This window comes from Paraburkholderia sp. ZP32-5 (assembly GCF_021390495.1).
In the GTDB taxonomy this organism is placed as follows: Bacteria; Pseudomonadota; Gammaproteobacteria; order Burkholderiales; family Burkholderiaceae; genus Paraburkholderia.
In genome coordinates, this window is record NZ_JAJEJP010000003.1 from 1,287,893 (window position 1) to 1,311,465 (window position 23,573).

Sequence of the window (23,573 nt, forward strand, 5' to 3'; positions counted from 1 at the left end):
TCGAGGATCTTGTGAGCACGATTCAGGACGTCGCCCGGCACGCCGCCGTCTCGGTGAGCACCGTGTCGAATGTACTCAACGGCCGCACCGAAAAGATGCGTCAGGAGACGCTCGCGCGCGTCGAAGAAGCGATCGTCGCGCTGCAGTACCGGCCCAGTACGCTCGCGCGTCAGCTGAAAACCGGTCAGACACCGCTGCTGGGTCTGCTGGTGCCGTCGATCGCGAATCCGATGTACGGCTATATCGCCCGCGAGGTCGAAACGTTCGCGCAGGAGAAGTACGGCTATCGCGTGCTGATCGGTAACACCTATCGCGACCGCGAGAAAGAAGCATCGTTTTTCGAGGACCTGCTCGCGCACGGCGTGCGCCACGTGATCGTGATTTCGTCGCTCGCCGACGAAAGCCACCTGACGCGCGCGGTGCAGCGCGGCATGGTAGTGGTCAGTTATGACCGGCGCTCGGCGCCGGGAGAACAGTCGGAAGTCAATCACGTCGCGCCGAATAACTTCGAAGCGGCGCGTATCGCGACGCGCCACCTGATCGCGCATGGTCATACGCAACTCGCGTTCGTCACGCTTGCGGGCATGACCGTGAGCCGCAGCGACAAGATCGAAGGCTTCCATGCCGCGGCGAGCGAAGCCGGTTTGCGTGAGCACGCGCGCGTGATCGAAGGCGGTCCGTCGAACGAATACGGCGACTCCGTGATCGGCCAGGTGGGGCATCAGCTCGCGCTGCAAATCGTCAAGGATGCGAACCGTCCGACCGGCATCGTCGCGGTCAACGATCTGATGGCGCTCGGTCTGATGTCCGGCCTGCGCGAGACGGGCCTGAACGTGCCGTCGGATGTCTCGATCGTCGGCATGGACGGCCTCTTTCTATCGTCGCTGTCGAATCCGCGGCTCACCACCGTGCAACTGCCGGTGCCGGAAATGGCGCGCGCAATGGTCGAGCGCGCGATGACCCGCCCGCCTGCGTCGGGCATTCATACCGGCGATCAGATCTTCGACACGCTATCGCTTTTCGAACGCGAGTCCGTCGCGGCGCCGCCCACACCGACTCCGTCCCGTCATTCCAGAACCCGGAAAACCAGCAAATGAACACGGTTTTTGTCAGTCACCCTCAACACATGCTGGAGCGTTACTTCGGCGACAAGGCGCTCGCCCGATTGCGCGCCTTCGCGCACGTGAAGCTGAACGGCGAAAGCCGCGAACTCACGACCGATGAACTGATCGACGCCGCACAAGGCTGCGACGCGATCATCGCGTATCGTCAAACGCCGGGGCCGCGCCAACTATTCGCCGCGCTGCCGGAACTGGCCGCGATGGTCCGCTGCGCGGTCGATATCCGCACCATCGACGTCGACGCGGCAAGCGAGCACGGCGTGCTCGTCACGCAAGCGAGCGCCGGATTCGTGCCGGCAGTGTCGGAATGGGTGATCGGCGTGCTGGTTGCGATGGCACGCGGCATCGACAGCTACGCGGCCGCTTACCATCGCGGCGAAACCGTCGAGCCCGCGATGGGCCGTCAGTTGCGCGGCGCGACGCTGGGCGTGATCGGCTATGGGCAAATTTCGCGCTATCTGTGCGATGCGGCTTGCGCGTTGGGGATGCGGGTCGTCGTTGCCGATCCGTATGCGACAGTTGCGCCGAGCGACACGCTGCAGCAGGTGCCGCTGCCTACGCTGCTCGGCACGTCCGACTTCGTCGTTTGCCTCGCGCCCGCTACGCCGGAAACCGCGCATCTGATGAATGCCGACGCGTTCGCCGCGATGAAACCCGGTGCGTACTTCGTCAACGCAGCGCGCGGTGAGCTGGTCGATGAGGCCGCGCTGCTGTCCGCATTGGATGCCGGTCATCTGGCGGGCTGCGCGCTGGATGTCGGCAGCGAAGCGGATCAGATGCCGTCGCGGGTTCTCGCACGGCATCCGAAGGTGATCGCGACGCCGCATATCGGCGGTCTCACGCCGGAGGCGACCGAACATCAGGCGCTCGAAACGGTGTCGCAGGTCGAGGCGATTTTGCGTGGGGCCGTGCCGGAGGGTGCCGTCAATGCGGAGCGTGCGAGCCGGCTGAGCCGGTTTGCGAGCGGTGCGAGCACTAGCACGCAGTCTTCTGTCTCGGCCGGCCAATGACATCATCCCGTCCTATGAATTCCGCTTTGGCCACGATGTACCCCGGCGCATGTGATTGCCACATTCATATCTATGAAGAGGGCTATCCGTTCGCGCCGGGCGCGACCGTCACTCCGCCGCCCGCGCCGGTGAGCGCGTATCGGCAAGTGCAGAAGGCACTGGCACTCACGCGCGCGGTCGTCGTCCAGCCAAGCGGCTACGGCTTCGACAATAGCTGCACGCTGGCCGCGGTGAAGGCGTTGGGCGCCGACGCACGCGGGGTTGCGATGCTACCGCCGCAACACGACGATGATCAAATCGCCGGTCTGCACGAAGCTGGCATTCGCGGTTTGCGCTACATGATGATCGGAAAGGGTCTTGCATCATGGCGCGATCTCGACGCCGACGCCGCCCGCATTGCGCCGTTCGACTGGCATATCAATCTGCAACTCGACGGCCGCGAGTTGCCTCTTCACGAAGCCGCATTGAAGGACTTGCCGTGCAAGCTGGTGATCGACCATACCGGTAAGTTTCTCGAGCCGGTGCTGCCGGATAGTGAGCAGTTTCGCGCGCTATGCCGGCTGCTCGATCGCGGCCAATGCTGGGTCAAGCTATCTGCGCCGTATGAGACGTCTCGCGTTGGCGCGCCGGGTTATGACGATGTGGCCGTGCTTGCGCGGACGCTTGCCGAGCGCTATCCCGACCGGTGTCTGTGGGCGAGCAACTGGCCGCATCCGAATGCGCAGCCGCGGCCTGATGAGGCGCTTTTGATGGATTGGATGGTTCGCTGCGCGGGTGGTGAAGGCGCTGTTAGGAAGATTCTTGTGGAGAATCCTGAGGCGGTTTATGGGTTTTCGGGCGGGTGAGGTTGTAGCGAGTATGGCTTGCTTCGTGCCAGTGCTCAGCGATTAGCCACCGGGTCGTACCGACGGCGGTGGCTGACATCGTGAATTCCGCTCACGTTATTTCATATCGGAAGGCCCCGAATTTGGCCATAGCCGAGGATCGTCACACATCCACCGGCAGTCGCCGTCTTCGCATATTGGGCTTAACTCGATTTCGATTTGATCAACACGCGTTGTCCCATCGGGCAATTTGCGCGCAAATACCTCGGTCAGAGTTTTGGGCTCGACATAGATGTCTTTGCCCGGAATCCCAAGCTTCCGAAGATACGCTTTCACCGCGTCCCCACGGCGATCCTGCAAGACATCCAGATCGCGCTCGCCGATATATGCGCCCGCGATGACGATGGCTTGAATTCCGACATCGGGCCACTTCTTTGCCTCCCTCACAGCCTTTTCAATTGACCGCTGGTTATCGTTCGAAAGTGCGGTAGCGTTGAATGGCAGTTGCAAATACGCGTGCTCTATAAAGCGACATCCAGTGTTGGATGGCCTATGTTTCGCCCCGGTGTCAATTGATTGCCCGGCGAAAACCGGACCGCAAATGCTAGCGTATAAGCACAGTGCGGCAATCGTTGTGCGGTACAACGATGTCATTTCTTCTCCATGACTTCTTTATCGAAAGTGGCTATATATCCGGCGATACTATCGGCGTTTTCGAGCGCCTTCTGTGGATGATTGGCCGCCCATATCCTCGCACCGGATTATGAGAGGGATTCGAACCTACGGATCCCCTCCCCGTTCGCACAACCCGATCAAGTCTTCATTGTTTTCATGGGTTGATAACCTTGGTGCGTGGCGTCACCCTGGGATCGTTGCACATCCATGCGCAGCTGCCGTTACAGATCGGCTTGAACTCTACGAAGACCTGACGGTAACTGAGTGCTCCATCAGGGCGCTTCTCGACCATTTCATCCGTGAAAGTATGCTTCTCGATCAGAATATCTTCACTTCTGATACCAAGCTGCTGCAAATATATCATGACGTTTTTGGCCCGGTCTTCTTTCAACCGATCCAGATTACGCTCTACAGTGTATGCGCCGGCCATGATCACCGCCTGAATCCTGACGTCAGGCCAGTTTCTCGCCTCAATTACAGCATCCTCAATTGCGATTCTGTTTGCATTGGTCAGCGCAGTTGTATTGAGTGGCAACTCTATCTCTGCTTCCTCTCCGATGGTACATGCGCCGGCCGATCCGTTAAGACAGACCGAAATGGCCAGCGCCATGATCACAACACTGCCTCTCATTTTTTTCTTCTTACTCATTTGATTATTCGCCCATCGAATGTTGCGATGTAGCCGGTTATGTTGTCTGCATTTTTGATCGCGACATCAGGATGATTTTTTGCAAAATACTTTGCTCCTGATTCAGTATCCGCATAGACCTCATCGGTCGAATTAAATGTATCCGTATAATGGGTGCACTCGTGAATCAAGGTCTTGATCTTGCACTCGTGAAACAACTCGCCAAGTGAGATGCTACAAAACTTCGAATAGATAGCGATAACGCGCTTTTCGGAATCCGGTTTGCACACTGCGGCATGATTGACTCCGCTATCTGGCGCAACTGAGCATGTAAGGCCTCGGTTCATTTCGCTATCCCATCGCACGATCTTTTCTGGTACAAGCTCCTGCATCGCAGCGAGCAGGCGCGGCAGGCCGGTAGCCAAAGTACTTCGGATCTCTTCATCTGCACGAGCGAAATAAATTTCGGCACGGTCCCGCTCCTGTGTGTCCCAACGTGCCACGGCTACCATCCGCTCCCTAATCAACAAAACGCCGATATCGCGCGCCCGCATAGCCTGCCTGCGAAACTCCTTATTAGTCATATTTGGGCAGACAGGGGTCGTATAAATCGTGACATCCCTATTTGAACCCGGCGTCGTGTTCGTAAATGCAGTGTTATCGAGAGTCACCCATTCCGTGTTGTCGTTCATTTTCCTAGCGCTCCACTTCAATCGTAAGAAACTTGAATCCCTGCGTTGTAACGCGAGAAGTCTGCCCCGCTGCATTTGTCTTTCCGCTACAGATTTCTTTGCCTTCGGCGAGAATCCTGTATCTCCTATCCGATACAGGGTTGCCGTTGTAATCCTTGATGGTGAATCGTTCATCGAACGGGCCTGTCGGTCGATCACGACAGCGGCATCCTTCGATCTCGCCCAACGCCTGCCTCATATCGTGACCGGATGGAAGAGCCTTAATAGAACCGATTGGGATCAATTCGCCGGTTTTACGGTGCATCGTGCTGGCGGCAGGTACATCGGGAAACGCTTTGAATATGTCGAACGTGACGCGACATCTAAAACACTCGCGCCCGTCTGCGCCCTCAAATTGTTCTACGAAGTGATCCTTCATTTCCGCAACTATCTCCGCTGCGGGACGCATCCTCTCGGACATATTTTGTCTCCTCTCTATCGTGTGGGTACGCGGGAACGTAACGCGGTACCGGCGTACGCGTCTCTAGGAGAGTTCCGAAAAGAGAGAAGCGGCTTTGTTCTGAATCAAACAGAGCCGTTATCCGGCCAGCGCGGCTCGGTCTATAACAATCGGGGATTTGTGTTACCGGGACTACCCGCCAGGGGGATTACTTGAAGGAGCCTTGAGCTTTCTGGCGTGGCCATCGATATCGCTTACGGTGTTGTCGTTACCATCGATAGACATTCCGCGTGCGGCCAGCGAGTGCGAGAGCCGCGACAAAGTTTTCGCCGCCCGAAAGCCCGGGCCATGCAGCCGCGTCCTATGTCCGCTGAGCCACAGACCAGTCTTGCATGAACCCGGTTGGCGACATGAAGCCGAGCGCCACGAATAACGACAATCGCGGCGATAAAAAACGTCGACGTATTCAATTAAACGCGAACGCGCCTCAAGCCTCCCCTCACCACTCCCCAAAAAACACCCCCCAATCCTTATGCGTATTCGTATGCATCTCGACACCCGCATCATCAATCGTCACCCGCTGTTTCAGCGAACCATGCCAATCAACCAGCTTCGCATGCATCCGCGCGCGCACCGCATCATGCGTGCGATCCGCGCCGAGATCGACGAACTCGTCCGGATCCGCTTCGAGGTCGAACAACTGCGGACGATAGTCGAGCCAGTGCACGTATTTCCACCGCGCATCGCGCACCATCCAGCCGCGACATTCGCCGGGCGCACGCCCGAGCGTCAAACGCGCACCGCGAAAACTGTAGTCGAGTTCGGAGACCACGTAATTGCGCCAGCCGTCTTCATGCGTTAGCGCACCGCGCATCAGCGGCAGCAGCGATTTACCTTCGATCCGCTCTTCATACGCGGGCAATCCAAGCGCCGACAGCACGGTGGGTACCACATCGATACACGAGGTGAACCGCGCCTCCGAGGTTCCACGCGTCGCGTTCGCGTCAGGCGACGGATCGTAGACGATCATCGGCACGCGCTGCACGGTGTCGTAAAACTGCTCCTTCTCACCCAGCCAATGATCGCCGAGAAAATCGCCGTGATCGGCGGTGAACACGATCAGCGTATCGTCCCAGCGGTTCAGCTTGTCGAGCGTTTCCCATACGCGACCGAGGTGATCGTCCAACTGCTGAATCAAGCCTTGGTACACAGGCCTCACCGTATTCGATACTTCATCGCGCGCGAAGTTGACGCTCTCCTCGTGCTGCCGATAAGCGGCCAGCACCGGATGCGCGTTGTCGAGTTCAGCGCGTTGCCGCACCAGCGGCAGGCACTGATCGAGCGAATACATGTCATGGTACGGACGCGGCGCGACATACGGCCAATGCGGCTTCACATACGACAGATGCAGCGCCCACGGCTCATCGCCCTGCTGTTCGATATAGCGGATCGCCTGATCGGTCATGTACGCGGTTTCGGAGTGCGGCTCCGCGACGCGCGACGGCCAGCGCACATTGCTCATCTTCCATCCGGAGCGGACTTCGCCGGCGTCGTCTTCGACACTGATCACGTAGTCGGTCCACGGCCGCTCGCTCGCGTAACCGTGCGCGCGCAACCAGGCGGGATAGCCGCTTTCACTGCCCGGCTCATGATGGCCGTCGTAGCGGTCTAGCTCAACGAACGAGCCCGCCGAAAGCCGCGCGCCGAGTGCACTATCGCGCGTGATGTCGAACCTCTCCATGCCCGACATATCGGCCCGCACGTGCGTCTTGCCGGCCAGCGCCAGCGAGCGGCCATGCCGGCGCAGGTACTCGCCGAGCGTGATTTCGCCGATCGATAGCGGCACGCGGTTCCAGTTCGCGCCGTGGCTCGTCATCGTGCGGCCGGTGTAGTACGACATGCGCGACGGCCCGCACACGCCGGAACTGACGAACGCGTTATCGAACCGCACGCCGCGCGCGGCCAGCGCGTCGATATTGCGCGTGCGCAAATATGGATGCCCGTAGCAGCCGAGGTGATCGCGCCTCAACTGGTCGCACATGATGAAAAGCACGTTGCGGATAGCTGTCATGGGATACCGTCCGGATGGAATCGAAAACGTAAATGCCTTCGATGCTAGAGAACGGCGGCACGATTGACCTAATCAAACGTATGTGCGGTTGCACAATCGCGCATAATGGCCTTCTACTTTCCCGGACGATCGACCCGTGCCGCGCTCATCCTCCGCGCCTGCCGCGCCATCCAAGAAGGCCCCCGCGCCCCCAACACCCTCCACGCCGCGCCTGAAACAACCCGGCCATATCGACGAATTCCTGCTGTACCGGCTGCACAATCTGACGCGCATCGCGGTTCAGGGCGTCGGGCTGATGTTCCGCCGCGAGATCGGCCTGAGCCGGCGCGACTGGCGCATTCTGGCGTTCGTGGGCCAATTTCCCGACCTGAGCCTGACGCGGCTGGCGGAACTGACCGGGCTGGATACGGTGATCGCGAGCCGCTGCGTGACGCAGCTCGTCAAACGCGGCTTGCTGGCCAATACCCGGCTACCGACGAACAAGCGCGTGTCTGCGCTCCGGCTCACCGAGCCAGGCAAGGCGGCCTACGAGCAGGCACATGCGGCCGGCCGCCAATACAACGTGGAATTCGCCGCCTGTCTGAGCGACGACGAAGCGCGCCAGCTCGAAGTGCTGATGAGCAAGCTCGAAGGCCGCGCTCAGGAACTAACGCGGCGTGAGATAGAACGCAATGGCGGCACGCAACAGGATTCAGGCGACGCATAGCGATTGACGAATAACGGATGACACGGCTCAACAGCCGTGTCAGTCACAGGACAGCAGCGGGGATCACCCCGCCGCTCCGGCTACAAACCACCCTGGCACACATACTTCAGCGACATATAGTCATCGAGCCCATAACGCGACCCTTCTCGCCCGTAGCCCGATTCCTTGACCCCGCCGAACGGCGCCGCCTCGCTCGAGATCGCGCCTTCGTTGACGCCGACGATGCCCGACTCCAGCAGCCGCGACACCCGATCGATACGCCGCAGGTCCTGGCTATAGAAATACGCAGCGAGCCCGAACGGTGTCGCGTTGGCTGCTTCGATCGCCTCGGCTTCGTCGTCGAAACGGAACAGCGGTACCACCGGCCCGAAGGTCTCCTCGCTGAACAGCTGCATGTCCGCGGTCGCATCCGCGAGCACGGTCGGCGCGAAATAGTTGGGCCCCATCTCGTTCAGACGCTTGCCGCCGGTCAGCACGCGCGCGCCGTGCGCGAGCGCATCGTCGACGTGGCGCGCGATCTTGTCGAGCGCGCGGGCGTTGATCATCGGACCGATCTGCGCGGCGTCATCGGTGGCGGGCGCAACTTTCAGCGCGGCAACGCGTGTGGTCAGCAGATCGGCGAAGCGCTCGTACACACCCGCTTGCACATACACACGATTCGGGCACACACAAGTCTGTCCGCCATTGCGGAATTTCGACACCAGCAGGCCATTCACGGCCGCGTCGAGATCCGCGTCGTCAAACACAATAAAGGGCGCATTGCCGCCCAATTCCATCGACAGCTTCTTCAGCGTGCCCGCCGATTCGCGCGCCAAATATTTGCCGACCGCGGTCGAGCCGGTGAACGAAATCTTGCGCACGCGCGCATCGGCGAGCCAGTCGCCGACAGCCGGCACCGCATGGTCGCGCGACGCGGTGACGATATTGATCACGCCAGCCGGCACGCCGGCTTCCTGCGCGAGCCGCACCAGCGCGAGCGCGGTCAGCGGCGTGTCTTCCGCGGGCTTCGCGACGACCGTGCAGCCGGCGGCGAGGGCCGGCGCAATCTTGCGGGCGATCATCGCCAGCGGGAAATTCCACGGCGTGATCGCGGCGACCACACCGACCGGCTCCTTCACCGCGCTCATCCGCTTGCCGCGCTGCTGCTGCGGAATGATGTCGCCGTAGATGCGCGACGCCTCTTCGGCAAACCACGCGACGTACGACGCGCCATAAGCGACCTCGCCTCGCCCTTCAGCCAGCGGCTTACCCTGCTCCAACGAAATCAGCCGCGCGAGATCTTCGCCATTGGCAACGATCGCTTCGTGCCACTTGCGCAGAATCGCCGCGCGCTCCTTCGGCAATTTCTCCGCCCAGATCGGGAACGCACGGTACGCGGCATCGGTGGCCGCGCGAGCGTCCTCGGCGCGGCTATCGGGCACGTTGACGATCAGCTTGCCCGTGGCCGGGTTGTGAACCGCGAATGATTCGCCCGATAGCGCGCGCTGCCATTCTCCATTGATGAAATTGAGCGGAACGAGCAACTCCGGACGAACGAGTGCTGACTGCAAATCCTTCATGGCGGATTCCTGAGTGGGAGAGTGGGATGAGGAAAATTCAAAGGAAGATTCATTGCCCCGCGCCTGGTGCCAGGCGATAGATGCGCGCGGCGGTATCGTGAAACAGCGCGGCTTTCTCGGCGCTCGACGCATGCGCGGCCAGCCGCTTGAACGCGTTCCACAGGATCGCGTAACTGAACATGCCTTTATCGACCGGGAAATTGCTTTCGAACATGCAGCGCTCGCAGCCGAACAGTTCGATGCAGGTTTCCACATAGCCGCGCCACGCGTCGGCCAGTTGCGCGGAGGCCGGCGGCATCTCTTCGCGCTCGAAGTTGAAACCGAGCACCGGCATCCCGCCGCCGCCGAGTTTCACGACAATGTTGGGCAGCGCGGCGAGCCGCCTCATATCGGCGCGCCATGTGTCGAAGGTGGCCTGCATATCGGCCGCATGCGGGCCAGTGCCGACCGGGCCGCCAAAGTGATCGACGATCATCGTCACGCCAGGGCAGGCGCGCGCCAGGTCGTAAATCTCGCCAAGCTGCGTGTGATACGCCCAGATATCGAGCGATAAACCGAAGCGTTCCAGCGCCGCCACGCCACGCCGAAACGCGGCATCGGCCATCAGCCCCTGTGGCGGCGACATCGTGCTCGAACGCACTTCAGGGCTCGCATGCCACACGAGCGCATTGCGCACGCCGACGAGCCGCGGCCCGGCGATGCGCTGCATCGCTTCGAGCACCGGCTCGACCCGATCGCCGAGCGTCAAGTCCGGCCCGGCGACGATGCCCGCGCACGCGCGCGCATTACCATACAGACCGCTCGCGCCGAATGCCGCCGCGCCGTTGGCGAAATCGACCTCGCCCACCGGCACCATCTCTTCCGGCCCGTCCTTGCGCAACATCGCGCGATTCTGGATAAAGACCGTCGCGACGATCCGATGACCGCTGTTCAGATCGTCGTACAGCTCATGAATCAGATAGCGGCTGCCCGCGCGATCCCACAGATGATGATGCGGATCGATGATCGGCAACTCGGGTTCGAGGATCGCTTCGCTGCGCAGTGCGAGCCATTCGGGTCGCACTGGCACATGGGGCATCTTGACGATGTGCATGGCAAGGGCCTAATGAGGTGCCGCGTCGACAAAGCGGTTCGTATACGTGGACGGGATATCGATGCGCCCCTTCGCGTTGGCCAGGTCCTTATCGAACTTCGACAGGATGTTGAACACGGACACCGGACCAGCCGGATCGAACCTCCCGTCGGTCGAGAAGATCGGATGCGAGTTCTTGTACGCGGCGATAAACGCCTGGCGGTTGCCGAGCTGATAAGACACCGGCAGCGCGGCGGTCACTTCTTCCGGTGTCGCCGTTTGCAGGAATTTCTGCGCGCGCACGATCGCATTGACGACCGCCTGCACCGTATGCGGATTCTTCGCGATGAAATCGGCGGTGGTCAGGATCGCGGCTTCCGGATACTGCGACGTGCCGAGCGCGGCCTTCACGCCATCGGCCGTGCGCATATCGGCGACGACGTTCAGATCGTGGCTGTCGGTCAGCATCGTGATGACCGGATCGACGCTGATCAGCCCGTCGATCTGCCCTTGCCGCACCGCCGCCGCGGCGCCCGCTTCGGCGCCCACGCCGATCACCGAAAAGCTCTTCAGATCGACGCCCGCCTGCGAGGCCAGATAGTCGAGCACCAGGTTGTTGCTCGAACCCGGCGACGTGACGCCGAGCTTCATGCCGCTCAGGTCCTTCATCGATTTGAATTTCGCCGCGCTCTTGCTCGAAATGCCGAACACGTAGCCCGGATAACGCGCCATCAATGCAACCGCAACGACCTTCTGGTTCTTCGCGGCCATCGTCAGCGTATTCGAATACGCGCTGGAACCGAAATCGGCGGTGCCGCCGAGCATCGATTGCAGCACTTTCGGGCCGCCGGGGAACATGCTGCGTTCGACGTCGAGCCCTTCGTCCTTGAAGTAGCCCTTGCTGATCGCGATGTCGACGGGCAGATAGCCCATCACCGCGCCGACGGTGGCGATGTCGATATGCGTTTTCTCCAGCGGCGGCGCGGCTTCGCTGCGCTGTGCGCCCAACAGGGTGGCCAGCAGCGCGGCCGTGACGACGGCAAGACGAGCTCGATTCATGATCCTGTCTCCTATCCGGCTACTTCGAGCCGGTATGTGGTGGCGGCCGTTTCGCTGAACAGCGCGCGTTTTTCGTCTTCGGACGCGCTAGCGGCAATTCGCTTGAAAGCGTTCCATAGCACGTGATAACTGAACATTCCCTTATCGACCGGGAAGTTGCTTTCGAACATGCAGCGGGTCACACCAAACAACTCGATACAGGTCTCGACGTAAGGCGTCAGGATATCGGCGAGCAACTCGGACGCGGGCGGTAGTTCGTCTCTATCCAGATGAAAGCCGAGTACCGGCATCCCGCCGCCGCCGAGCTTCACGCGCGTATTCGGCAGCGACGCGAGACGCTGCATCGACGCACGCCAGTCGGCCAGCATCGCCGTATGCGCGTCCGGCGTCGCTGCGTGACGTCCGACGCCGACCGGGCCGCCGAAGTGGTCGATCACCACAGTCACATCCGGAATGCGGCGCGCCAGTTCGTAGCATTCGTCGAGTTGCGTGTGATAGGCCCAAACGTCGAGCGCGAGCCCGTAGTCGCTCAGCAGCGCAGCGCCTTGAGCGAACTTCGGATCGAGCAACATGCCGGCGCTGGTGCGCGCGGTGGTCGACGCGACCGACGCGTCATCGTGCCACGCAATCGAATTGCGAATGCCGCGCAAGCGGCCGCCCGATATCGCGACCATCGCTTCGAGCACCGGCGCGGCAGCGTCGCCCAACGCGAGGTCGGCCGCGCCAACGATCCCCGCGCAGATCCGCGTGTCGCCATAGATGCCCGATGCGCCCATCGCCGCCGCGCCGTTCGCGAACTCGACTTCGCCGAGCGTCGCGAACGCCGGATCGCCGTGCGCGCGCAGCATCGAGCGACTTTGAATAAACACGGTCGCGGCGATGCGGTGGCCGCTCGTCACATCGTCGAGCAGATCGAGCGCGAGGTAACGCGCGCCCGGCCGGTCCCACAAGTGATGATGTGGATCCACGATCAGCCGCTCCGGCTCGATGATCGCTTCGTTGCGCAGCGCAAGCCATTCGGGCCGCACCGTGGCGTGCGGCGCGGCGGAACCGGACGCTGCATTGGAGGTGTTGCCGGCAGTCATCGCTGGCACCCCGCTTATTGCGACGCGTGTTTGAACCGCTTCACCAGCGCGCGGGTGCCATCGGCAAGAATCGCGGCATCGGCGCCGACCGCGACGAACATCGTGCCGAGATCGATGAAGCGCTGCGTATCGTCCGCGTTGAACGACACGATGCCCGAGGGTTTGCCGGCCGCGGCGATGCGGCGCAACGCGTCCTCCACCGCGGCGCGCACTTCGGGGTGAGCGGGATTGCCCGGATGCCCCATCGATGCCGCCAGATCCGACGGCCCGACGAAAATGCCATCGACGCCCTCCACGGCCGCGATCGCTTCGATCTGCCCCAACGCCGATGCCGTTTCGACCTGCACCAGCAGGCACATTTCATCTTTGGCCTTCGCGATGTAGTCGCTGCGCGAGCCGTACCCGGACGCACGCGCCATCCGCGCGCCGACACCGCGAATGCCGTGCGGCGGATAACGCGTCATCGACACCAGCTCGCGCGCCTGCTCCGCCGTATCGACCATCGGCACCAGCAACGAGCGCGCGCCCGCATCGAGCAACTGCTTGATCAGCCATGCCTCGCCGATCGGCGGACGCACCACCGGCTCGACGCCAAACGCGGCCAGCGTCTGCATCTGCGACAGGATCGTGCGCAGGTCGTTCGGCGCGTGCTCGCCATCGATCAGAAACCAGTCGAAGCCGGCGGTCGCGCAGATTTCGGCGGCGACGCTATCGGCCATACTCAGCCACAAACCGATCTGCCGCTGGCGTGCCGCGATCGCGGTCTTGAATGCGTTCGGATGCTGCATGTCGAATCGTCTCCAGATGGATGAATTAGGGATTCTTCACCGTTGCGGCGTCCACGAACTTGTTCGTGTACGTCGACGGCAGGTCGATCTTGCTGCGTGCCTGCGCGATCTGCGGGTCCGCCGCGGCCAGCACGTTCAGCACCGCTTCGGTGCCCTTCGGGTCATAGCGGCCGTCCGTCGAATAGACGGAGCGGGTATGTTCGATCGCTTTCAGATAGGTTGCGCGATCACCGACCTGATACGACTTCGGCAAGGCGTCGGCGATCTGCTCGGGCGTCGCGGTTTGCAGGAATTTCTCCGCGCGCAGCATCGCATTGACGACCGCCTGCACCGTATGCGGATTCTTCTTGATGAATTCGCTCGTCGAGATGACCGAACCCTCCGGATAGGTGCTGCTACCGACCGAATCCATCACGCCCTTGCCGGTACGCAGATCGGCAACCACCTTCAGATCGTTCGAATCGGTCAGCATCGTGATGGTCGGATCGATACCGACCAGCGCGTCGAGCCGCCCCTGCTTGACCGCGGCGATGGCGCCCGCCTGCGCGCCGACGCCGATCACCGAATACGATTTGCGATCGACGCCGTTACGCGTCGCGATTGCATCGAGAATCATGTTCGTGCTGGAGCCCGGCGAGGTCACGCCGATCTTCATGCTGGCGAGACTTTTCAGCGACGTGTATTTCTGCTGGCCCTGCTTCGTGATGCCGAGCACGAAGGCCGGGTACTTGATCATCAGCACAAACGCCTGCACGTGCTGGTCGTGCGCGGCCATCGTCAGCGTATTCGAATAGGCGCTGACGACCATGTCCGCGCTGCCGCCGAGCAATGCCTGCAAGGTCTGCGGACCGCCCGCGTACATGCTGCGGTCGACGTCGAGCCCTTCGTCCTTGAAATAGCCTTTCGCGAGTGCGATTTCGAACGGATAGTAGGAAATCACGGAGCCGGTGGTCGCGATCGCGAGATGGGTTTTCTCGAGCGCGCCCTGTGCGTGGCTGGCCGTGGCGATGCCGAGCGTCAGCAACGCGCAGCACAGCGTTCGGTAGATGCCTGTCATGTCAATGTCTCCTTTTATTTAATGTAGGTGCAAGCGGTACAGCCGCGCGCGTCAGGACGGCGCGCGCTCGCGCGCTTCGAACTCGGCGATGCGGTCGGCGAACCGCAACGTGTAATCGATACCGTCGAGTCCGAGCAACAGGCATTTACGATTGAAAGGATCGACGTCGAAGTGCCAGGACGTGTCCCGCGCACTGACGAGTTGACGCTCCAGATCGATCGAAAGTTGCATGCCCGGTTCGTGTTCGAGCGCAGCGAGCAGCGAAGCGACCGCATCGTGCGGCAACACCACGCACAGCACGCCGTTTCTGACGCAGTTATTGAAGAAGATATCGGCGAAGCTCGTGGAAATGACCGCGCGAATGCCGTAGTCCGACAGCGCCCACACGGCCATTTCACGCGACGATCCGCAGCCGAAGTTCGCGCCGGCCACGATGATTTTCGCGTCGCGCCAGGCCGGCCGGTTCAGCGCGAACTCGGCGCGCTCATGGTCCTGTTCGTCGAAGCGCAGATCATGGAACAGATACTGGCCGAAGCCGTCCGCGCGTTGCTTGCGCAGAAAGCGCGCGGGAATGATCTGGTCCGTGTTCACGTTCGAATCGGCGATAGGCAGCGCGACGGCTTCGACGCGCGAGAACGGTTGCATGCACGGCTCCTTAGAGAAATTGACGCACGTCGGTCAGATGCCCGGTGATCGCGGCCGCGGCGGCCATCGCCGGACTCATCAGATGCGTGCGCGATTCCGGCCCCTGCCGGCCGACGAAATTACGATTCGACGTCGACGCGCAGCGCGCGCCGGGCGGCACGGTGTCGCCGTTGGTCGCGAGGCACATCGAGCAGGCCGGCTCGCGCCACTGGAACCCTGCGTCGAGAAAGATGCGGTCGAGCCCTTCGGCTTCGGCCGCGCGCTTCACTTGCGCCGAGCCCGGCACGACCAGCGCAGTGACTCCGGCCGATACGTGCTTGCCTTTGACGATTGCCGCCGCCGAACGCAGGTCTTCGATGCGCCCGTTCGTGCACGAGCCGATGAACGCGTAGTCGATCTTCACGCCGGCGAGCGGTTCTCCCGCATGCAGGCCCATGTAATCGAGCGTGCTGTCGATCACCGCGACGCGCTCGGCGTCGTCGACCGTCGCCGGGTCGGGTACCGCGCCGGTGATCGGCAGTGCATCTTCGACGCTATTGCCCCACGTGACCATCGGCGCAATACGGTTCGCGTCGAGGTGCACTTCGCGGTCGAAGCGGGCATCCGGATCGCTAAACAGCGTGCGCCACTGCGCCAGTCGCCGAGTCCATTCGTCGCCCGCCGGCGCGAACGGCCGGTCTCTCACATAGGCGAAGGTGGTTTCGTCCGGCGCGATGATTCCCGCCCGGCCGCCCGCCTCGATCGACAGATTGCACAGCGTGAGGCGCCCTTCCATCGACATCGCCGCAATCGTGCTGCCGGTGTATTCGATCACATGGCCGGTCGCGCCCGATGCGCCGATCTTCGCGATCAATGCGAGTGCAACGTCCTTCGCGCTGACGCCGCGGCCGAGTTCGCCGTCGATCGTCACGCGCATCGTGCGTGGCATGCGTTGCCACACGGTTTGCGTGGCCAGCACATGCGCGACGTCCGACGCACCGACGCCGAACGCCAGCGCGCCGAGCGCGCCATGCGTCGACGTATGGCTGTCGCCGCAGACGATCGTCATGCCCGGCAGACTCAGCCCCTGCTCCGGCCCAACCACATGCGTGATGCCGTGCCGCTGGTCGTCCATGCCGAACAACACGATGCCTTCGCGCTGCGTATTGCGCGTCAGCGACGTGACCATGTCGAGCCGTTCGGGACCGGCCACATCGTCGAGCGTGCGGCCGGTGGTCGGCGCGTAGTGGTCGGGCATCGCGAACGTGCGATCGGGCCTGCGCACCTTCAGATTTTTCGCGGCCAGCACCTGGAACGGATTGCGCGAGCCTTCGTGAATCAGGTTTCTATCGATGTAGAGCAGACTCTGGCCGGTGTCGTCACGCGCCACTTCGTGACGGCTCCAGATCTTCTCGAACAAGGTTTTGCCTTGCGGGGTGGTCACTATCGGTCTCCGTTAATTGTCGACACTCAGTTATCGGCGCGCGCTTTTTCAGCCTTGCCCGCCGCCGGTTGCCATATCAGCAGGCGCCGCTCGATGCGCGTCACCAGCGTGTCGATCAGTAGCGCAAAGATGGTCAGCACGACGATGCCGGCGATCACCGCATTGATATCGAACGTGCCTTCCGCCTGCAGAATCAGATAGCCGATGCCGCGCGCCGAACCCAGATACTCGCCCACCACCGCGCCGACGAACGCCATGCCGACCGCGTTGTGCAGGCTGGAAAAAACCCAGCTCGCCGCCGATGGCAGATACAAATAGCGCAGCATCTGACTGCGGTTCGCGCCGAGCATCCGCACATTCGCGAGCACCACGGGGCTCACTTCGCGCACGCCCTGAAAGACGTTGAAGAACACGATGAAGAACACCAGCGTCGTGCCGAGCGCCACCTTCGACCAGATGCCGAGGCCGAACCACAGTGCGAAGATCGGCGCGAAGATCACGCGTGGCATCGCGTTGGCGGCCTTGATGAACGGATCGAGCAGCCGCGCGAGAAAGTCGTTCAGCGACAGCGCGAGCCCGACGATCACCGCGGCGCCGGTCCCCACCAGAAACGACAGCACGGTTTCGACCAGCGTCACCCACAGATGCGGCACGATCTCGCCGGTGCGAAACCATTCCCATACCTGCACGAACACCGGCCCCGGATCGCCGAAGAAGAACACCGGCATCACGCCGGCGCTCACCAGCAGTTGCCACAGGCCGAGCGACGCCGCGAGCAGCAACAGGCGCCACAGCAGCATCAGATCGCGCTTGGGCCGCGCCTCGCGGGGGCGCTGCGCGACGCTCTCCGCGCTTTGCATCGATTCAGCGTTTGCTCTGTTCATAGCCTTTCAGCACCTCATCACGAAGAACGTCCCAGATCTGCGTATGCAACGCGACGAAACGCTCCGAATTACGAATCTCGGACACCTCGCGCGGACGCGGCAGATCGATCGGAAACTCGGCGATCGGACGCGTGCCCGGCCCCGCCGACAACACGACCACGCGATCGGACAGCGCGATCGCTTCATCGAGATCGTGCGTGATGAACAGCACCGACTTGCGATCGGCCTGCCACAACGCGAGCAGCTCCGATTCCATTAGCTGGCGGGTTTGGATGTCGAGCGCGCTGAACGGCTCGTCCATCAGGATCAGCGGCGGATCGAGAATCAGCGCCTGCGCGAGCGCGACACGCTTGCGCATGCCGCCCGACATCTGGTGCGGAAACTTGTGACCGTGTCCCGCGAGACCGACGCGCGTCAGCCACAGTTCCGCGCGCTCCCGCGCTTCGGCGCGGTCAACGTTGGCGAATTGCAGACCCGCGCAGATGTTGTCGATCGCACGGCGCCACGGCATCAATGCTTCGCCCTGGAACAGATAGGTCGCGTGGCGGTTGATGCCGGTCACTTCGCGGCCGAAACTCAGCACCTTCCCCGACGACGGAAACAGCAGTCCGGCGGCCATGTTCAGCAACGTCGACTTGCCGCAGCCGGTCGGCCCGACCACCGACACGAACTCGCCGGGCGCGATGCTCAACGTCGCGTTATCGACCGCCGTATAGCGCTGTTTGCTGGTGCCATGCACGAACGTGCAGGTGACGTTTTCGAACGACAGCGCGGCGCTGGCCGGCGCGGATGCCGGTGCCTGCCACGCGTCGGCGCGACGCGTATCGGAAGCTGCGCGCGCCGCCCGCGCGCCGGGCAGCGCGGATTGGATCAACGCGGAACGGTTCATGGCCGTTAGCCCGCGAGCGCCGCGACGACCGCATCGCCCATCGCGCGTGTGCCGACCTGCGTGCAGCCCGCTTCCATGATGTCGCCGGTGCGCGTGCCCGCGGCGACCACGCGGCGCACCGCGTCCTCGACGAGATCCGCTTCGGTGTCGCGCTTGAGCGTGTAGCGCAGCAGCAGCGCGGCGGAAAGAATCGTCGCGAGCGGATTGGCGATGTCGCGCCCAGCGATGTCCGGCGCCGAGCCGTGGATCGGCTCGTAAAGACCCTTGCCGTCCGGCGCGAGCGACGCCGACGGCATCATGCCGAGCGAGCCCGCCAGCATCGCCGCTTCGTCGGACAGAATGTCGCCGAACATATTGCCGGTGACCATCACGTCGAAGCGCGTCGGCGCGCGCAACAGCGCCATCGCGGCCGCGTCGATGTACAGATGCGTGAGTTCGACGTCCGGATACTCGCGGCCGACTTCGGTCATCACGTCGCGCCACAGTTGCATCGTTTCGAGCACGTTGGCCTTGTCGACCGAGCACACTTTCCTGTTGCGCCGCTGCGCGGCCTTGAACGCGACATGCGCAATCGCCCGCACTTCGGATTCGCGGTAGCGCATCGTATTGATCGATTCGCGCTCGCCGCTCGCGCTTTCCACCGGACCACGCGGCTCACCGAAATAGATGTCGCTCGACAGTTCGCGCACGATCAGCAGATCGAGGCCGTCGATCACTTCGGGCTTCAGCGTCGACACCGACGCAAGCGCCGGAATCGGCCGCACGGGGCGCAGATTCGCGTTCAGTCCCAGCGTTCTGCGCAGTTGCAGCAAGCCGGAGCGGACCTTGTTCTTGCGCAGCCACTGCTCGTATTCGGGACCGCCGACCGAGCCGAACAGAATCGCGTCGCAGCGTTGCGCCATCGCGAGCGTTTCATCGGGCAGCGGCTTGCCGGTGGCCTCCACACCGCTCATGCCGATCGTGCCGTATTCGAGTTCAAGTTCGAAGCGCCCCTTCGAGACGGCTTTCAGAACCTTGACGGCCTCGGGAATAATTTCCTTGCCCACACCATCGCCCGGCAATACCGCAACCTTCATCGCGTGTCTCCATGATTAGATTCGATGCACTCGCGCCATCCGTCGGGCGCCTGTGTTCTGGCATCGATATTAAAAACAGCGACACGCGCTCGCTATTTCTGTTTGGAGAAGGGGGCTTGTCGATCGGCGAGGCTCGCTGCGCGCGCGAGCCGGGCGCCGTGCCGCGCCTGCGGCCGCTATATCGCGGCCAAACGCCTGATGGCATTACACGCCGGCGTAAAATGGCACGGTCCGCTCGCGCGATATTTGCAGGCCCCGCGCGATGCCCATTGCACCGTTTCGGCGCGAAATGCCTGGGGAAAGCACTGATGCCCGCAGTGCCGCTCCCCGTTTCGCCGCCGGTATTGAAACGATCCGGACGCCTTGATACTGGCGGCCGGCGTTCGGGCAGGAACCCGTATGAGAATCGACCTTTACACGCTGCAACTGTTCGTCGCCGTGATGGAGACGCGAAGCCTCACGCAAGCCGCCGCGCGCGAGCATATCGCGGTGTCGGCGATCAGCAAGCGGATGTCCGACCTCGAAGCGATGCTGAATCTGCGGCTGTTCGAGCGGCGCCCCACCCGGCTCGAACCAACGCGCGCCGCCGATGTCCTGCTGCGCCACGCCAATACGATTCGTCGCAACATTCAACAGCTCGAAGTGGAAATGACGGACCTGTCGGAAGAAGTGCGCGGCACGGTCCGGATCGCCGCGAGTATCGCGGTCGTCACGCAGTATCTGCCGCGCCAGCTGCGCGCGTTTTCAGCGCTGCATCCGGGTGTCAGCGTCGAACTCACCGACAGCCTGAGTCCGCACGCGATCAAGCTGGTCGCCGACGGTCAGGCGGACATCGGCATTTTCGGCGACCCGTTCACCGCGACCGGCCTGAGCACCGTGCCGTACCACGAAGAGACGCTGCTGGCCGTGCTGCCGCCGGGACACGAACTGCTGGCGCGGTCGAGCCTGACCTTCGCCGAGATGCTGCCGTTCGAGTTTGTCTGTCTGCGCAGCGAAAGCTCGATGAGCACGCTGCTGTTTGCCGCGGCGGCCCGGCTCGATCAGCAGATTTCGCGGCGCGTTCAGGTGAGCGGCAACGAGGCGGTCTGCTGCATGATCGAGATGGGGATGGGGATTTCGGTGCTGCCGGAGCCTTGGCTCGAACGTCATCAGCAGAACTTCGCCGGCATTGAAACGAGACCGCTGAACGAGCCGTGGGCGCGGCGTTTTCTGCATCTGTGTTTCAACGGCGACAGGCATACGCTGAATGTGCCGACGCAGTTGCTGGTCGAGCATTTGCGCAAGCAGACGTAGCTCAAGGCCGTGATTGGCGACACCAAGCCGTGCGTCACATCGCCCGAGCCGACCGCTTCGTCGCGAGATGCTGCTTCAGCACGCCATCCAGGATCTCGACGAAGCGGCGCGCGACGCCTGACAGCGGTTCCACATGCGAATACAGCAGGCTCGCGGTCAGCCGGTGATCGGCGTCCGCGTGCAGCGGCACCACGTCGAGCGCGGCCCGCATGTCCGCATCGATACAGAAAGGATCGACGATCGCCACGCCCACGCCTTCTCTCGCCAGCGTGCACGCGCTGATCGCCGAGCGCACCCGCACGACCGGCGCGGGGCGGCGCGTATTCGCAAACACCTTGCCGACGATGCGCCCGAGCGGCGTGTCGTGCTCGTAGTCGATCCACGGCATCGTTGCGATCTGCTTCGGGTCGAGCGTACGCCGCCGCCCGAGCGTGCCCTTCTTTGCCACGCAGCACACTCGCCCACTCTCCAGCGGCACGGTCACGATATTCGGATGTTCGACCTCGAACATCGACACGCCGATATAGCCCTTGCCGAACAGCACGCGCGGCACCAGATGGTTGTGCGTCAGCGGTTCGAACGTGATGCGCAAATGCGCAAACTCCGCATGAAAACGGGCGATCGCGAGCGGTACCAGGTGCACGCCGAGACTCGGGCTGCACACGATATTGAGGTTGCCGCTGGAGCCGTCCGCGAGTGAGCGCACAAGACTCTCCACGCGCTCGATACCTTCATACGCGCGTAGCACTTCCTCGAAAATGCGCTTGGCTTCCGGCGTCGGATACAGGCGCCCGCGCATGCGCTCGAACAGCAGAAAACCGAGGCGGCTTTCCGTCACCTGCAGCACGCGGCTCACGGAGGGCTGCGCCACATAGAGCGAACGCGCTGCCTCGCTGATCGAACCGGTCATCATGATCGCGCGGAACACTTCGATCTGACGCAAGCTCATCGCGCGTGTGTGGGGCACTTCCTCGTCGTAGTTCATGGGCTGAGCGTGAAAACCGGTGGCAATGGCATGGTTCGCAGTGTAAACGAGGTAAACGAGTCATCCATGCATTCAGTCTATGGGATGCCAAATTTGGCCTATTTCACGGCGGATTTTGGCGTGCGTATCGTTCGGTAAAAGGTCGAATTCCTTCATCGAGCCATGTCCGATCCCATCATCTTTCTGAACCCCAACGGCCTCGCCGACGTTACGCGAGAGATCGAACGAACCGTGCGCGCGCTGTGCGTCGAGCAGGACGCGCCCGCCGCGTTCGAGACGCTCCATGCCGTCGAAGGCGGCATCGAAACGCAGCGCGATTCGGACCGCGCCGCGGTCGCCGTCGCGCAATACGTCGCGCGCCATGAGGCAAACGCAGCGGCATTCGTGATCGCCTGCTACAGCGATCCCGGCCTGCATGCCGCGCGCGAAGTGACGAACAAGCCGGTTATCGGCATCGGTGCGGCCGCGATGGCCGTGGCGCTCGCACGCGGTTCGCGCATCGGCGTCATCGCGGCCAGCACGCACGGCATGCCGCGCCACTGGCGCGCTTACCATGCCGCGCGTATCGCGAATCTGGTGGCGGGCGAACGCGCGGTGAATCTCGGCGTCGACGAATCGGGCAACCGAGATATCGCGCTCGACAAGCTGATTGCAACAGGTCGCACATTGCGCGACGAAGACGGCGCGGATGTCATCGTGCTGGGCTGCGCGGGCATGACACCGCTGCGCGCCGAGATCGAACGTGCTGTCGGCGTGCCCGTCATCGATCCGTGCTCGACGGCCGCGTCGCTGGCGTTCTCGATCTGCCGCGAGCGAGGTCTCGCATGAATGACACCGTCACGGCGCTGCCACGGCTCGGCGTGCTCGGCGGCATGGGCCCGCTCGCGACAGCGGACTTTCTCGTCAAGCTGATTCAGGCAACGCCCGCGCAATCCGATCAGGAACATATGCCGGTGATCGTGCACAACGTGCCGCAGGTGCCGGATCGCAGCAGCGCGTTTCTCGCCGGATCGGACGCGCCGTGGCCGCATCTGCTCGACGGACTGCGCACGCTCGAAACCGCCGGATGCGCGGCCATCGCGATCCCCTGCAACACCGCCCATGTGTGGCATGCGCGGCTCGCGAAAGCAACCGCGCTGCCGGTGCTGCATATCGGCGAAGCCGCCGTCGATGCGCTGTTGCACCAGTGCCCCGACGCGCGCAAAGTCGGCATCCTCGCGACGCGGGCGACCTTGCAGGCGCGCATCTATCACGACCAGCTAGCCTCGCACGGCATCGACGCCATCACGCCGGACGATGCGTTGCAATCCACGCACGTGTCCGCCGCGATCGACGCGGTGAAAGGCGGACGCATCGATGAAGCCCGCCTGCTGCTCACACACGCGGCCCGCGCATTGATCGCAGCCGGCGCGGATGCGCTGCTGCTCGCCTGCACCGAAATCCCCGTGGCGCTCGCGGGCGTGTCGCTCGATGCGCCCGCCATCGATCCGACCGACGCACTCGCACGCGCCTGCGTCGGCTGGTGGTTCGATGCACGCAGCGAATCTGCGTCGCTTCAGGCACAACTCTGACTATCAAGCGGATGAACAACT

At 62.7% G+C, this 23,573-nt stretch carries 24 protein-coding genes and 1 pseudogene; 7 read left to right on the plus strand and 18 right to left on the minus strand.

Going from position 1 to position 23,573, the window contains the following annotated elements; genetic code table 11:
* Window positions 1-11 precede the first annotated feature (11 nt).
* From L0U82_RS38250 to L0U82_RS38260, 3 genes are read left to right on the plus strand one after another with little or no spacing between them, the layout of a single operon-like run.
* On the plus strand, window positions 12-1,097 hold the full coding sequence (locus L0U82_RS38250; protein WP_233839027.1) for a LacI family DNA-binding transcriptional regulator: 1,086 nt from the start codon (window positions 12-14) through the stop codon (window positions 1,095-1,097).
* Window positions 1,094-2,131, plus strand: a complete 1,038-nt coding sequence (locus L0U82_RS38255) for a hydroxyacid dehydrogenase (RefSeq protein WP_233839028.1) — start codon at window positions 1,094-1,096, stop codon at window positions 2,129-2,131. Before L0U82_RS38250 ends, L0U82_RS38255 begins: the two co-directional genes overlap by 4 nt.
* Window positions 2,132-2,145: 14 nt before the next feature.
* Window positions 2,146-2,976 (plus strand): amidohydrolase family protein, encoded by an 831-nt coding sequence (locus L0U82_RS38260; RefSeq protein WP_233839029.1) that lies wholly within the window; start codon window positions 2,146-2,148, stop codon window positions 2,974-2,976.
* Window positions 2,977-3,072: 96 nt separating this feature from the next.
* On the opposite strand, the gene L0U82_RS38265 is transcribed toward L0U82_RS38260, so the two are convergent.
* The 6 genes and pseudogenes from L0U82_RS38265 to L0U82_RS38285 all read right to left on the minus strand — a co-directional run bounded on the left by L0U82_RS38265 (window position 3,073) and on the right by L0U82_RS38285 (window position 7,460).
* The gene (locus tag L0U82_RS38265) at window positions 3,073-3,609 is read right to left on the minus strand and encodes a hypothetical protein (protein ID WP_233839030.1); all 537 of its coding nucleotides are present in this window, start codon (window positions 3,607-3,609) and stop codon (window positions 3,073-3,075) included.
* Between the two features lie 175 nt (window positions 3,610-3,784).
* Window positions 3,785-4,279, minus strand: a complete 495-nt coding sequence (locus tag L0U82_RS38270; RefSeq protein WP_233839031.1) for a hypothetical protein — start codon at window positions 4,277-4,279, stop codon at window positions 3,785-3,787.
* The gene (locus L0U82_RS38275) at window positions 4,276-4,950 is read right to left on the minus strand and encodes a M35 family metallo-endopeptidase (RefSeq protein WP_233839032.1); all 675 of its coding nucleotides are present in this window, start codon (window positions 4,948-4,950) and stop codon (window positions 4,276-4,278) included. The genes L0U82_RS38270 and L0U82_RS38275 overlap by 4 nt, the downstream gene beginning before the upstream one ends.
* Before the next feature lie 4 nt (window positions 4,951-4,954).
* On the minus strand, window positions 4,955-5,410 hold the full coding sequence (locus tag L0U82_RS38280) for a hypothetical protein (RefSeq protein WP_233839033.1): 456 nt from the start codon (window positions 5,408-5,410) through the stop codon (window positions 4,955-4,957).
* 340 nt (window positions 5,411-5,750) lie between these two features.
* Window positions 5,751-5,878, minus strand: a pseudogene (locus tag L0U82_RS40060) (IS3 family transposase); the annotation flags it as partial.
* A 10-nt stretch (window positions 5,879-5,888) separates the two neighbouring features.
* The gene (locus L0U82_RS38285) at window positions 5,889-7,460 is read right to left on the minus strand and encodes a sulfatase-like hydrolase/transferase (protein WP_233839034.1); all 1,572 of its coding nucleotides are present in this window, start codon (window positions 7,458-7,460) and stop codon (window positions 5,889-5,891) included.
* Window positions 7,461-7,596: 136 nt separating this feature from the next.
* Between L0U82_RS38285 and L0U82_RS38290 the strand changes: the two genes are divergently transcribed.
* Window positions 7,597-8,166 carry a MarR family winged helix-turn-helix transcriptional regulator gene (locus L0U82_RS38290; RefSeq protein ID WP_233839035.1) on the plus strand — a complete coding sequence of 190 codons (570 nt, stop codon included), beginning with the start codon at window positions 7,597-7,599 and terminating at the stop codon, window positions 8,164-8,166.
* Between the two features lie 80 nt (window positions 8,167-8,246).
* Here L0U82_RS38290 and L0U82_RS38295 read toward each other — a convergent pair whose 3' ends face one another.
* The 11 genes from L0U82_RS38295 to leuB form a co-directional block, all read right to left on the minus strand.
* The gene (locus tag L0U82_RS38295) at window positions 8,247-9,725 is read right to left on the minus strand and encodes an NAD-dependent succinate-semialdehyde dehydrogenase (RefSeq protein WP_233839036.1); all 1,479 of its coding nucleotides are present in this window, start codon (window positions 9,723-9,725) and stop codon (window positions 8,247-8,249) included.
* A gap of 49 nt (window positions 9,726-9,774) precedes the next feature.
* Window positions 9,775-10,818, minus strand: coding sequence for an amidohydrolase family protein (locus L0U82_RS38300; RefSeq protein WP_233839037.1), 1,044 nt, complete (start codon window positions 10,816-10,818; stop codon window positions 9,775-9,777).
* Window positions 10,819-10,827: 9 nt separating this feature from the next.
* Window positions 10,828-11,856 carry an ABC transporter substrate-binding protein gene (locus tag L0U82_RS38305; RefSeq protein ID WP_233839038.1) on the minus strand — a complete coding sequence of 343 codons (1,029 nt, stop codon included), beginning with the start codon at window positions 11,854-11,856 and terminating at the stop codon, window positions 10,828-10,830.
* 11 nt (window positions 11,857-11,867) lie between these two features.
* Window positions 11,868-12,941, minus strand: a complete 1,074-nt coding sequence (locus L0U82_RS38310; RefSeq protein ID WP_233839039.1) for an amidohydrolase family protein — start codon at window positions 12,939-12,941, stop codon at window positions 11,868-11,870.
* Between the two features lie 14 nt (window positions 12,942-12,955).
* The gene (locus L0U82_RS38315) at window positions 12,956-13,729 is read right to left on the minus strand and encodes an aldolase/citrate lyase family protein (RefSeq protein ID WP_233839040.1); all 774 of its coding nucleotides are present in this window, start codon (window positions 13,727-13,729) and stop codon (window positions 12,956-12,958) included.
* Between the two features lie 25 nt (window positions 13,730-13,754).
* Window positions 13,755-14,786: an ABC transporter substrate-binding protein gene (locus L0U82_RS38320; RefSeq protein ID WP_233839041.1), complete on the minus strand. Its 1,032-nt coding sequence runs from the start codon at window positions 14,784-14,786 to the stop codon at window positions 13,755-13,757.
* A 51-nt stretch (window positions 14,787-14,837) separates the two neighbouring features.
* Window positions 14,838-15,431, minus strand: a complete 594-nt coding sequence (leuD, locus tag L0U82_RS38325) for a 3-isopropylmalate dehydratase small subunit (protein ID WP_233839042.1) — start codon at window positions 15,429-15,431, stop codon at window positions 14,838-14,840.
* 10 nt (window positions 15,432-15,441) lie between these two features.
* A complete protein-coding gene (gene leuC / locus L0U82_RS38330; RefSeq protein WP_233839043.1) occupies window positions 15,442-16,854 on the minus strand; it encodes a 3-isopropylmalate dehydratase large subunit in 1,413 nt (470 codons plus the stop codon).
* Between the two features lie 26 nt (window positions 16,855-16,880).
* Window positions 16,881-17,654, minus strand: coding sequence for an ABC transporter permease (locus L0U82_RS38335; protein ID WP_233839394.1), 774 nt, complete (start codon window positions 17,652-17,654; stop codon window positions 16,881-16,883).
* A gap of 64 nt (window positions 17,655-17,718) precedes the next feature.
* Window positions 17,719-18,627 carry an ABC transporter ATP-binding protein gene (locus L0U82_RS38340; protein WP_233839044.1) on the minus strand — a complete coding sequence of 303 codons (909 nt, stop codon included), beginning with the start codon at window positions 18,625-18,627 and terminating at the stop codon, window positions 17,719-17,721.
* A gap of 5 nt (window positions 18,628-18,632) precedes the next feature.
* Window positions 18,633-19,703: a 3-isopropylmalate dehydrogenase gene (gene leuB, locus L0U82_RS38345; protein ID WP_233839045.1), complete on the minus strand. Its 1,071-nt coding sequence runs from the start codon at window positions 19,701-19,703 to the stop codon at window positions 18,633-18,635.
* A 399-nt stretch (window positions 19,704-20,102) separates the two neighbouring features.
* Between leuB and L0U82_RS38350 the strand changes: the two genes are divergently transcribed.
* Complete coding sequence (locus L0U82_RS38350; protein WP_233839046.1) at window positions 20,103-20,996, plus strand: LysR family transcriptional regulator; 894 nt, start codon at window positions 20,103-20,105, stop codon at window positions 20,994-20,996.
* Window positions 20,997-21,030: 34 nt separating this feature from the next.
* Here L0U82_RS38350 and L0U82_RS38355 read toward each other — a convergent pair whose 3' ends face one another.
* A complete protein-coding gene (locus L0U82_RS38355) occupies window positions 21,031-21,981 on the minus strand; it encodes a LysR family transcriptional regulator (RefSeq protein WP_233839047.1) in 951 nt (316 codons plus the stop codon).
* A 162-nt stretch (window positions 21,982-22,143) separates the two neighbouring features.
* Here L0U82_RS38355 and L0U82_RS38360 point away from each other — a divergent pair, with 162 nt between their 5' ends.
* Both L0U82_RS38360 and L0U82_RS38365 read left to right on the plus strand, forming a co-directional pair.
* Complete coding sequence (locus L0U82_RS38360) at window positions 22,144-22,809, plus strand: aspartate/glutamate racemase family protein (RefSeq protein WP_233839048.1); 666 nt, start codon at window positions 22,144-22,146, stop codon at window positions 22,807-22,809.
* Entirely contained in the window at window positions 22,806-23,552 is a 747-nt protein-coding gene (locus L0U82_RS38365; RefSeq protein ID WP_233839049.1) for an aspartate/glutamate racemase family protein, read from the plus strand. The genes L0U82_RS38360 and L0U82_RS38365 overlap by 4 nt, the downstream gene beginning before the upstream one ends.
* Window positions 23,553-23,573 lie beyond the last annotated feature (21 nt).

What these genes read in the sequence shown, in the direction of transcription:
- L0U82_RS38335 (WP_233839394.1), bottom strand. Translation starts at nt 17,654, where the DNA reads ATGCTGCTGTGGCGCCTGTTGCTGCTCGCGGCGTCGCTCGGCCTGTGG.
- L0U82_RS38265 (WP_233839030.1), bottom strand. Translation starts at nt 3,609, where the DNA reads ATGACATCGTTGTACCGCACAACGATTGCCGCACTGTGCTTATACGCT.
- L0U82_RS38280 (WP_233839033.1), bottom strand. Translation starts at nt 5,410, where the DNA reads ATGTCCGAGAGGATGCGTCCCGCAGCGGAGATAGTTGCGGAAATGAAG.
- L0U82_RS38285 (WP_233839034.1), bottom strand. Translation starts at nt 7,460, where the DNA reads ATGACAGCTATCCGCAACGTGCTTTTCATCATGTGCGACCAGTTGAGG.
- L0U82_RS38315 (WP_233839040.1), bottom strand. Translation starts at nt 13,729, where the DNA reads ATGCAGCATCCGAACGCATTCAAGACCGCGATCGCGGCACGCCAGCGG.
- L0U82_RS38300 (WP_233839037.1), bottom strand. Translation starts at nt 10,818, where the DNA reads ATGCACATCGTCAAGATGCCCCATGTGCCAGTGCGACCCGAATGGCTC.
- L0U82_RS38270 (WP_233839031.1), bottom strand. Translation starts at nt 4,279, where the DNA reads ATGAGTAAGAAGAAAAAAATGAGAGGCAGTGTTGTGATCATGGCGCTG.
- leuB (WP_233839045.1), bottom strand. Translation starts at nt 19,703, where the DNA reads ATGAAGGTTGCGGTATTGCCGGGCGATGGTGTGGGCAAGGAAATTATT.
- L0U82_RS38350 (WP_233839046.1), top strand. Translation starts at nt 20,103, where the DNA reads ATGAGAATCGACCTTTACACGCTGCAACTGTTCGTCGCCGTGATGGAG.
- L0U82_RS38365 (WP_233839049.1), top strand. Translation starts at nt 22,806, where the DNA reads ATGAATGACACCGTCACGGCGCTGCCACGGCTCGGCGTGCTCGGCGGC.
- L0U82_RS38355 (WP_233839047.1), bottom strand. Translation starts at nt 21,981, where the DNA reads ATGAACTACGACGAGGAAGTGCCCCACACACGCGCGATGAGCTTGCGT.
- L0U82_RS38340 (WP_233839044.1), bottom strand. Translation starts at nt 18,627, where the DNA reads ATGAACCGTTCCGCGTTGATCCAATCCGCGCTGCCCGGCGCGCGGGCG.
- L0U82_RS38295 (WP_233839036.1), bottom strand. Translation starts at nt 9,725, where the DNA reads ATGAAGGATTTGCAGTCAGCACTCGTTCGTCCGGAGTTGCTCGTTCCG.
- L0U82_RS38305 (WP_233839038.1), bottom strand. Translation starts at nt 11,856, where the DNA reads ATGAATCGAGCTCGTCTTGCCGTCGTCACGGCCGCGCTGCTGGCCACC.
- L0U82_RS38255 (WP_233839028.1), top strand. Translation starts at nt 1,094, where the DNA reads ATGAACACGGTTTTTGTCAGTCACCCTCAACACATGCTGGAGCGTTAC.
- L0U82_RS38360 (WP_233839048.1), top strand. Translation starts at nt 22,144, where the DNA reads ATGTCCGATCCCATCATCTTTCTGAACCCCAACGGCCTCGCCGACGTT.
- L0U82_RS38320 (WP_233839041.1), bottom strand. Translation starts at nt 14,786, where the DNA reads ATGACAGGCATCTACCGAACGCTGTGCTGCGCGTTGCTGACGCTCGGC.
- L0U82_RS38310 (WP_233839039.1), bottom strand. Translation starts at nt 12,941, where the DNA reads ATGACTGCCGGCAACACCTCCAATGCAGCGTCCGGTTCCGCCGCGCCG.
- leuD (WP_233839042.1), bottom strand. Translation starts at nt 15,431, where the DNA reads ATGCAACCGTTCTCGCGCGTCGAAGCCGTCGCGCTGCCTATCGCCGAT.
- L0U82_RS38275 (WP_233839032.1), bottom strand. Translation starts at nt 4,950, where the DNA reads ATGAACGACAACACGGAATGGGTGACTCTCGATAACACTGCATTTACG.
- L0U82_RS38260 (WP_233839029.1), top strand. Translation starts at nt 2,146, where the DNA reads ATGAATTCCGCTTTGGCCACGATGTACCCCGGCGCATGTGATTGCCAC.